This is a genomic window from Neptuniibacter sp., from assembly GCF_024231755.1.
Classification (GTDB): Bacteria; Pseudomonadota; Gammaproteobacteria; order Pseudomonadales; family Balneatricaceae; genus Neptuniibacter.
The window spans coordinates 1-8,683 of record NZ_JAAEQH010000128.1 but is presented as its reverse complement, the minus strand read 5'-3'; the positions used below and the strand labels follow the sequence as shown (position 1 = coordinate 8,683).

The following is an 8,683-nucleotide window of genomic DNA, read 5'->3' as shown; positions in this document are numbered from 1 at the left end:
GAGCTGGAGTCTGCAATTTCTCACGACCTTGATGCTGAGCTGGACTCCGAGTTGGATGCACTGCTTAACAGCACAGATAGCGATATTGAACTTGAAGAAAGTTCTGCTGACGAAGAGGGCGAATCATTGGATGAAGATTTCGACGAACTAGCTGGCTTGAATCTGCTTGAAGGAGCAGATGAGGTTGAAACTAAGCTGGATCTGGCACGTGCCTATATGGATATGGAAGACCTTGAAGGAGCGAAGGATATTCTTCAGGAGATCGTTGCTGAAGGTAATGAGCAGCAGAAATCAGAAGCTGAGGCACTGATCCAGTCCATAGACGATAAGTAGTATGTCAGAACAGAAAAATCCTGAGCCGAAAGGCTCATCCCAAGGGGCGATTTCGATCGCCCCTTATCGTTATGCTCTTTGTGTAGAGTACTCAGGTGCAGCCTATCGTGGCTGGCAGATTCAAAAAGAGGGCGGTGTATCCAGCATCCAGGAGGAAGTTGAGAAAGCGTTGTCTAAAATCGCTAACGCTCCGGTTTCTGTGATCTGTGCCGGGCGGACCGATGCGGGTGTAAACGCCACCTATCAAATTATTCATTTTGACAGCCCTGTAGAGCGTGATGTTAGGGCCTGGGTTCTGGGTACAAATACAAACTTGCCCGATGACATTGCCATCCAGTGGGCGAAGCCTGTAAATGATGATTTCCATGCCCGTTTTTCTGCGTTAGAGCGCCGTTACCGTTATCTGATTTACTGCAATCCAGTAAAGCCGGCTATTTTACCGAGAGGCATTACCTGGACTTACAAAGAGATGGATCTGCAGAAAATGCAGGAAGCAGCTCAATATCTTATCGGTGAACATGACTTTACCTCATACCGTGCTGTTGCCTGCCAGGCGCATAGTCCGGTAAGGACTGTTAAACAGTTGGATGTCTATCGCTCGGGAAGCCTTATCGTACTTGATGTGCGGGCCAATGCGTTTTTACATCATATGATTCGTAACTTCGCTGGGGTATTAATGACCATTGGTTGTGGTGAGGCTGAACCTATATGGGCGAAGCAAGTTTTGGAAGCTAAAGATCGAAGGCAGGGTGGTGTTACTGCCCCTCCGTACGGGTTGTATTTCGTTGATGCGAAGTATCCAGATGAGTTTGAGCTTCCTAAATCAAAATTAGGGCCATATTTCGTCCCATAGTTGACTGACTTATTCCCACTCAATCTGATAAAATTTCGGCCTTCAGTTTAATCCTCTTGTGTGAAATAGCGTTCAGTGAATAGAACCCGCGTTAAAATTTGTGGCATAACCCGTTTGGAAGATGCTCTGGTAGCTATCGAATCCGGTGCCGATGCACTAGGGTTTGTGTTCTATGAGCCTAGCCCTCGTTATATTTCACCAGAGGACGCTGCGGATATCATCCAGCAGTTGCCAGCGTTTGTGACAACAACAGCGCTATTTGTAAATGAAACTGCAGGGAACGTTGATCGGATTGTTCAGGAAACACGTATAGACCTGTTGCAGTTTCATGGTGATGAAGAGCCTGGTTTCTGTAACCGTTTTGAGCGTCCCTATATTAAAGCGTTACGTATGAAGCCTGAGCTTGATTTACAAGTTGAGGCTGATAGATACAGCTCTGCTCAAGCGATCCTCCTGGATGCATACCGACCTGGCGTTCCAGGTGGCACCGGAGAGGTTTTTGATTGGGACAGAATTCCACAGCAACATCCTGCTCCACTTATTCTGGCGGGTGGTTTGACTGCTGATAATATTGCCAATGCGGTTTCTACCGTAACTCCTTATGCTGTTGATGTCAGCGGAGGAGTTGAACAAAGTAAAGGCATCAAAGATGCCGATAAAGTTAAAAAATTTATTAATGAGGTAACCCGTGCCAACTAATATCGATCTTAAAGCACTTTCTCAGTTGCCCGATAGTAAAGGCCATTTTGGCCCTTACGGTGGTCGTTTCGTATCTGAAACTCTGATGGCTGCACTTAAGCAGTTGGAAGAAACTTATGAGAAATTGTGGCGGGATCCAGCGTTCCAGGAAGAGTTTGATCGTGATCTGGCACACTATGTTGGTCGTCCTTCGCCTCTGTACTTCGCTAAACACCTGACTGAAAAAGTCGGTGGTGCAAAGATCTACCTAAAACGTGAAGACCTCAACCACACTGGTGCGCACAAGGTAAACAATACGATCGGTCAGGCGCTGTTGGCAAAATACACGGGTAAGCCTCGTGTTATTGCTGAAACAGGTGCGGGTCAACATGGAGTTGCATCTGCTACTGTAGCTGCGCGTCTTGGCCTGGAATGTCAGGTATATATGGGTGCAGAAGACGTACAGCGTCAGGCACTTAACGTTTACCGTATGAAACTGCTGGGTGCTGAAGTTATCGCTGTAGAATCAGGTACCCGTACACTGAAGGATGCGATGAACGAAGCGATGCGTGACTGGGTAACCAATGTAGATAACACTTTCTACATCATCGGTACTGCCGCAGGTCCTCACCCATATCCGAAACTGGTACGAGATTTCCAGTGCATTATTGGTCGTGAAGCTCGTCAGCAGTGTCTAGATCAGACTGGCCGTCTTCCTGATGCGTTGGTCGCTTGTGTCGGTGGTGGTTCCAATGCGATTGGCCTGTTCCACCCATTCATTGAAGATGCATCGGTAAAAATGTACGGTGTTGAAGCGGGTGGATACGGCGTTGAAACTGGTCAGCACGCTGCACCTCTTTCAGCAGGTGCACCAGGTGTCCTGCATGGCAACCGTACCTACCTGATGTCTGACGAAGGTGGTCAGATTATCGGAACTCACTCTGTATCAGCAGGTTTGGATTACCCAGGTGTAGGCCCAGAACATTCATATCTGAAAGATACTGGTCGTGCAGAATATGTCGACGCAACAGATGATGAGGCGATGGATGCATTTCGTACCCTGACTCGTGTAGAAGGTATTATGCCTGCACTGGAGTCTAGCCATGCGGTGGCTTATGCGATGAAGCTGGCTAAAGAGATGGATAAAGATCAGACGATTGTTGTGAATCTGTCTGGTCGTGGTGATAAAGATATTCATACGGTCGCACAGATCGATGGCATCAATATTTGATTTGTGTGAGGAAAAATAGATGAGTCGTATTTCTAACAGCTTTGCCAAGCTAAAAGCCGAAGGGCGCAAAGCGTTGATTCCTTACGTAACCGCAGGTGATCCTGCCCCTGCAGTGACTGTACCTCTACTGCATGCTTTAGTTGATGCAGGTGCGGATATTATTGAACTGGGTGTGCCATTTTCTGATCCTATGGCGGATGGCCCTGTTATTCAGCTGGCGTGTGAACGTGCGCTAACCCACGATACTCGCCTTAGTGATGTGCTGGGCATGGTTGCTGAGTTCCGTCAGAAAGACAGCGAAACGCCAATCGTTCTGATGGGCTATCTGAACCCGATTGAAATTATGGGTTATGAAAAATTCGCAACTGCTGCTCAGCAGGCAGGCGTTGATGGTGTTTTAACTGTTGACCTGCCGCCAGAGGAATCTGATGAGTTCAATCAGATCATGCAGCAGAATGAAATTGATACAATCTACCTGTTGGCACCGACAACAGAAGAAGAGCGGATTAAATACGTCTGCAAGAATGGTAGTGGTTACCTTTACTATGTTTCTGTTAAAGGGGTAACAGGTTCTGCAGCATTAGATGTAGAATCTGTTGCTGAGAAGCTTGATGTGGTTCGCAAGTACACCTCTTTACCGCTGGGCGTTGGTTTTGGTATCAAAGATGCTGAATCAGCGCAGGCTGTTTCTAAAGTAGCGGATGGTGTAATCGTCGGTAGCGTACTGGTAAATAAAATTGCAGATCTGGTTAAGGAGCAGGGAGAGATTCCAGCTCAGGTATCTGCAATTGTTAAAGATATGCGTCAAGCAATGGACAGCTAATAAGGTTTATTAATAATGAGTAACTGGCTGGAAAAAATTGTTCCTTCTCTGGTGCGTTCAGAGAAAAAACGCTCAAACATTCCTGAAGGTCTTTGGAAGAAATGTCCAAAGTGTGAATCCCCTCTTTATCGTCCAGAGTTGGAAAAGAACCTGAATGTTTGTCCTAAGTGTGATCACCATATGCGATTGAGTGCACGTCGCAGACTGGAATTGTTCCTGGACGAAGATAATCGTCAGGAGATTGGAACAGATGTTGAACCAATCGATCGCCTGAAATTTAAAGACTCTAAAAAGTATAAAGATCGCCTGTCTGCAGCGCAAAAGAGCACAGAAGAGAAAGACGCTCTGATTGCTATGCGTGGTGAACTGGAAGGTCTGCCTATTGTAGCGGTAGCCTTCGAATTCAGCTTTATGGGCGGTTCCATGGGTGCTGTTGTGGGTGAGCGCTTCGTTCGTGCTGCAAACATTGCTCTGGAAGAGAATATTCCTTTGGTTTGTTTCTCTGCATCAGGTGGTGCACGTATGCAGGAGGCATTGTTCTCCCTGTTCCAGATGGCTAAAACCAGTGCTGTGCTGGAAAAACTTCGCCTGCAAGGTACACCATATATCTCTGTACTGACTGATCCAGTTTACGGTGGTGTATCTGCTTCTTTAGCCATGCTGGGTGATCTGAACATCGGCGAACCTAAAGCGTTGGTTGGTTTTGCTGGTCCTCGTGTTATCGAACAGACTGTACGTGAAAAACTGCCAGAAGGTTTCCAGCGTAGTGAATTCCTACTGGAGCATGGTCAGGTTGATATGATCATCAATCGTGGTGAGATGCGTAGCCGTTTGTCTCGTATCTTACGTAAGATGACCCACGTTAAACCAGTACCTGTACTGGAGCCGGATCAGGCGGATGTGGTTTCCGAACCGGAAACACCGCCAGCATCTGAAGCGGAATAAGTTATAAACGCAGTAAATGATTGGCCGACGTGAAAACGCCGGCCTTTTCTTTGGATACAATTCTTTCGATACTACGCTACATCGCACTAGATATGAGCCAGTCTGAAAAAAAGCTTAATTTATCTGAATGGTTAGCATGGATGGAGCAATGCCATCCATCTGAAATTGAACTGGGTTTAGATCGGATCAAACAGGTTGCTGAAAAGTTGGCAATCGACTTTACCGGTTCTACCGTGGTTACAGTCGCAGGGACTAACGGTAAAGGCTCAACAGTTAGCTACATAAGTAATATCTACCTGAAAGCTGGCTATAGCGTAGGTAGCTTTACCTCGCCACACTTCATAGAGTACAACGAACGTGTTCGTCTGAATGGTGTTAATGCATCAGATGAACTGTTGTGCCGAGCTTTTGAAAAAATTGATAAGGCCCGTGGCCAGATTCCACTGACCTATTTTGAATTTGGAACTTTGGCTGCCCTGGTTATTTTCAGTGAAACTAAACCGGATCTGGTCCTGTTGGAAGTGGGCTTGGGTGGTCGTCTTGATGCAGTAAATATCATTGATGCTGATATCTCTGTAGTAACTACAGTGGCATTGGATCACACCGATTGGCTTGGTGATGATCGTGATGTGATCGGTTACGAGAAAGCTGGGATTTTTCGCTCTGGTAAGCCTGCTATTTGTGGAGATCTCGATCCTCCTTATACCGTTGCTGAGCACGCAGAGAATATTGGTGCTCAATTGCTGCAGGCGGGAAATAGCTTCTCTTTTTCCGAGGCAGGAAATCATTGGCACTGGTCCGGTAAGACTGCTCAGGGGCAATCTGCAAATATCGATAATATCCCTATGCCTCAGCTACCACTGCAAAATGCTTCTACGGCGCTGCAGGTCTGTCAGTTTATCGATCTGGATGTATCAGAAGAACAACTGAGAGACGGTGTCGGTACTGCGAGTCTGACCGGACGTATGCAGCAGATTGAACAAGATGGAATTCAGTACTGGTTAGATGTTGCTCATAATCCGGAGGCTGCAGAGCTTTTGCAGAAGAGAGTGGCAGAACTTTCCGGCAGTAAAATCCTAGTACTGGGCATGTTGGCAGATAAAGACTGCCAACAGGTAATTCAGCTTCTGGAGCCTGTTTTTGACCAAATCTATTTGGTGAGCCTAAACGTGCCTAGAGGGCAGACTTCAGAACAGTTACAAGCGATGTTTACCGACCAGGCAAAGGTTCAGTCAGTAGCCAGTGTTGCGACGGTGATCGATAGCATTAAAAACAACCATAATGCTGCAGAGAATGTTATTATCGCAGGATCATTTTATACCGTAGCTGATGCGTTGACCGCATTAACTGAAGGTCCTTAACCAGATGCAGCAGAAAGTAAAATATCGACTCGTTGGGTTAGCGGTGATTCTGCTCTCCGCTGCGGTCATCTTTCCAGTATTTTTTGATGGCGCAGGCTATAAAGAGCGTCAACTTCAGTCAGAAATTCCTTCAGGGCCGGTACCTCCAGAGATCGTTAGAATTTCACCTAAGAATAAACCGTTGCCAGATACATCAGAACCCGCTGAACCGATGCCTCCAGTCCAGTTGCCTGAGCCTCCTGTTGAGGTAAAAAAAGTTATAGAGAAAACAGTTGCTGAGAATAAGATTGAGCTGGAAATCCACAAAGATCAGCCTGTACTAGATCAGCAGGGTGTGCCAGTGGCTTGGACTCTACAGCTGGCAAGCTTCAAAGATGAGACCAATGCCAAGGGGTTGCGTAAGCAGCTTATCGCCGAAGGGCACAAGGTATTTACCCGCAAACAGGGTGATTTGGTTAAGGTCTACGTAGGACCTGAATTCCAGAAGAGCAGGCTGGAATCATTAAAAGATAAACTGAAAAAAGATTTCGGGCTAAACGGTATTATTGTGCGTTTCACAACGCAGTAACATTGCGTTACTGACTCTGTTAAAATGCGCGCAATTTCATTGAGCAGTTATTATGAATTGGGCTGACTGGACCATCTTAGGCATCATTGGCGTTTCAAGCCTTTTTAGCTTGAAGCGAGGCTTCGTGAGGGAAGCGCTTTCTCTGGTGACCTGGGTTGCTGCATTTATTATCGCCCGTTTATTTTCCCAATCTCTCTCTGTTGTATTAGAGCCTTATCTGGAAACGCCTTCAGTACGCTACATCGCAGCCTTTGCTATTCTCTTTATAGCTGCGTTGGTAGTAGGGGTGTTGATTAACAAACTGGTTGGGGCCTTGGTTGATGCTACCGGCCTCACTGGTACAGACCGGGTTTTGGGAATAGGTTTTGGTGCTGCTCGTGGTGGCCTGATTGTGGTTGCTATAGTTGCATTGATAGGTATGAGCCCAGCGGTTAATGACCGCTGGTTTAAGGAATCGCAACTGATTCCGCATTTCGTGCTGATGGAAGCATGGACAAAGGATATGGCGAGTGATGTAGGTCGCTTGATCTGGAACGCTGGACGCTGAGGAGCCTGAGGCGTTTGGGACTAGTTCTCAGATTCCTCGAATTTAATTAGTTTGCACTTTGAGGTGAGTTTAAATGTGCGGCATTGTTGGCATAGTAGCCAAATCTAATGTAAACCAGACAATTTTCGACGCCCTGACTGTACTGCAGCATCGTGGGCAAGACGCAGCAGGTATGGTGACCTGTGAAGGGAATAAATTCTTCTTGCGTAAAGACAACGGTCTGGTGAATGAAGTTTTCCGTACCCGCCATATGAAACGTCTGGTGGGTAATGTGGGTATCGGGCATGTTCGTTACCCTACAGCAGGTAGCTCCAGCTCTGCGGAAGCCCAGCCATTTTATGTGAACTCGCCTTACGGTATCGCACTGGCTCATAACGGTAATCTGACGAATGCAGATGATCTGGCGGACAAAATGTTCCGTGCGGATCTACGTCATATCAACACTACATCAGATTCCGAAGTACTACTAAACGTATTTGCACATGAACTGCAGCTGCAGGGTAAACTTCAGCCCCAAGCAGACGATATGTTTTCAGCAGTACGCCGAGTGTATGAGCGTTGCACGGGTGGTTATGCTGCTGTTGCGATGATCACCGGTTATGGCATGTTGGCGTTCCGTGATCCAAATGGTATCCGTCCACTGACTTATGGTAAGCGTGAGACCGAAGAAGGCACCGAATATATGGTGGCTTCCGAGAGTGTTGCTCTGGACATCTCCGGTTTTGAACGAGTACGTGATATCGAGCCAGGTGAAGCTATCTACATTGATATGGATGGCAACGTTTCTACACAGCTATGTGCCGAACAGAATCAATTAGCACCATGCCTATTTGAATATGTTTATCTGGCGCGCCCTGACTCTATTATCGACGATGTCAGCGTACATAAAGCGCGTATGCGTATGGGTAAGAAGCTTGCAGAAAAAGTTATGCGTGAGCGCCCGGAGCATGATATTGATGTAGTTATCGCTATTCCAGATACCAGCCGTACTTCAGCAATGGAGATGGCGAAGGAGCTGGGTGTAACCTACCGAGAAGGTTTTATCAAAAACCGCTATATCGGCCGTACTTTCATCATGCCCGGTCAGACTCTGCGTAAGAAGTCAGTACGTCGTAAACTGAATCCTATTGGTCTGGAATTTCAAGACAAAGTAGTGATGCTGGTGGATGACTCCATCGTCCGTGGTACAACATCAAGCCAGATCGTACAGATGGCACGTGATGCCGGTGCTAAGAAGGTTTACTTTGCATCAGCAGCCCCAGCGGTTAAATACCCGAACGTTTACGGTATCGATATGCCAGCTGCTGAGGAGCTAATTGCTCATGGCCGTACTGATGATGAGGT

Annotated in this window: 10 protein-coding genes; all 10 read left to right on the top strand. The window is 46.9% G+C overall.

From position 1 onward, the window contains the following. Positions 1-333: FimV/HubP family polar landmark protein (locus GY843_RS07615; RefSeq protein ID WP_297308182.1), on the top strand; the 333-nt coding region annotated here is incomplete at its 5' end. A gap of 1 nt (position 334) precedes the next feature. Next, positions 335-1,186 carry a tRNA pseudouridine(38-40) synthase TruA gene (gene truA, locus GY843_RS07610; RefSeq protein ID WP_297308180.1) on the top strand — a complete coding sequence of 284 codons (852 nt, stop codon included), beginning with the start codon at positions 335-337 and terminating at the stop codon, positions 1,184-1,186. Between the two features lie 75 nt (positions 1,187-1,261). Further along, positions 1,262-1,885: a phosphoribosylanthranilate isomerase gene (locus GY843_RS07605; protein WP_297308178.1), complete on the top strand. Its 624-nt coding sequence runs from the start codon at positions 1,262-1,264 to the stop codon at positions 1,883-1,885. Then, entirely contained in the window at positions 1,875-3,095 is a 1,221-nt protein-coding gene (gene trpB / locus GY843_RS07600; RefSeq protein WP_297308176.1) for a tryptophan synthase subunit beta, read from the top strand. Before GY843_RS07605 ends, trpB begins: the two co-directional genes overlap by 11 nt. A 19-nt stretch (positions 3,096-3,114) precedes the next feature. After that, positions 3,115-3,918: a tryptophan synthase subunit alpha gene (trpA, locus tag GY843_RS07595; RefSeq protein ID WP_297308174.1), complete on the top strand. Its 804-nt coding sequence runs from the start codon at positions 3,115-3,117 to the stop codon at positions 3,916-3,918. A gap of 15 nt (positions 3,919-3,933) precedes the next feature. Next, positions 3,934-4,863: an acetyl-CoA carboxylase, carboxyltransferase subunit beta gene (gene accD / locus GY843_RS07590; RefSeq protein WP_297308172.1), complete on the top strand. Its 930-nt coding sequence runs from the start codon at positions 3,934-3,936 to the stop codon at positions 4,861-4,863. Between the two features lie 50 nt (positions 4,864-4,913). Next, on the top strand, positions 4,914-6,224 hold the full coding sequence (folC, locus tag GY843_RS07585) for a bifunctional tetrahydrofolate synthase/dihydrofolate synthase (RefSeq protein ID WP_297308170.1): 1,311 nt from the start codon (positions 4,914-4,916) through the stop codon (positions 6,222-6,224). A 4-nt stretch (positions 6,225-6,228) separates the two neighbouring features. After that, positions 6,229-6,792 (top strand): SPOR domain-containing protein, encoded by a 564-nt coding sequence (locus tag GY843_RS07580; protein ID WP_297308168.1) that lies wholly within the window; start codon positions 6,229-6,231, stop codon positions 6,790-6,792. A gap of 52 nt (positions 6,793-6,844) precedes the next feature. Beyond that, positions 6,845-7,339 (top strand): CvpA family protein, encoded by a 495-nt coding sequence (locus tag GY843_RS07575; RefSeq protein ID WP_297308166.1) that lies wholly within the window; start codon positions 6,845-6,847, stop codon positions 7,337-7,339. Positions 7,340-7,412: 73 nt separating this feature from the next. Then, the coding region (gene purF / locus GY843_RS07570; protein WP_297308164.1) for an amidophosphoribosyltransferase at positions 7,413-8,683 on the top strand (1,271 nt) is incomplete at its 3' end.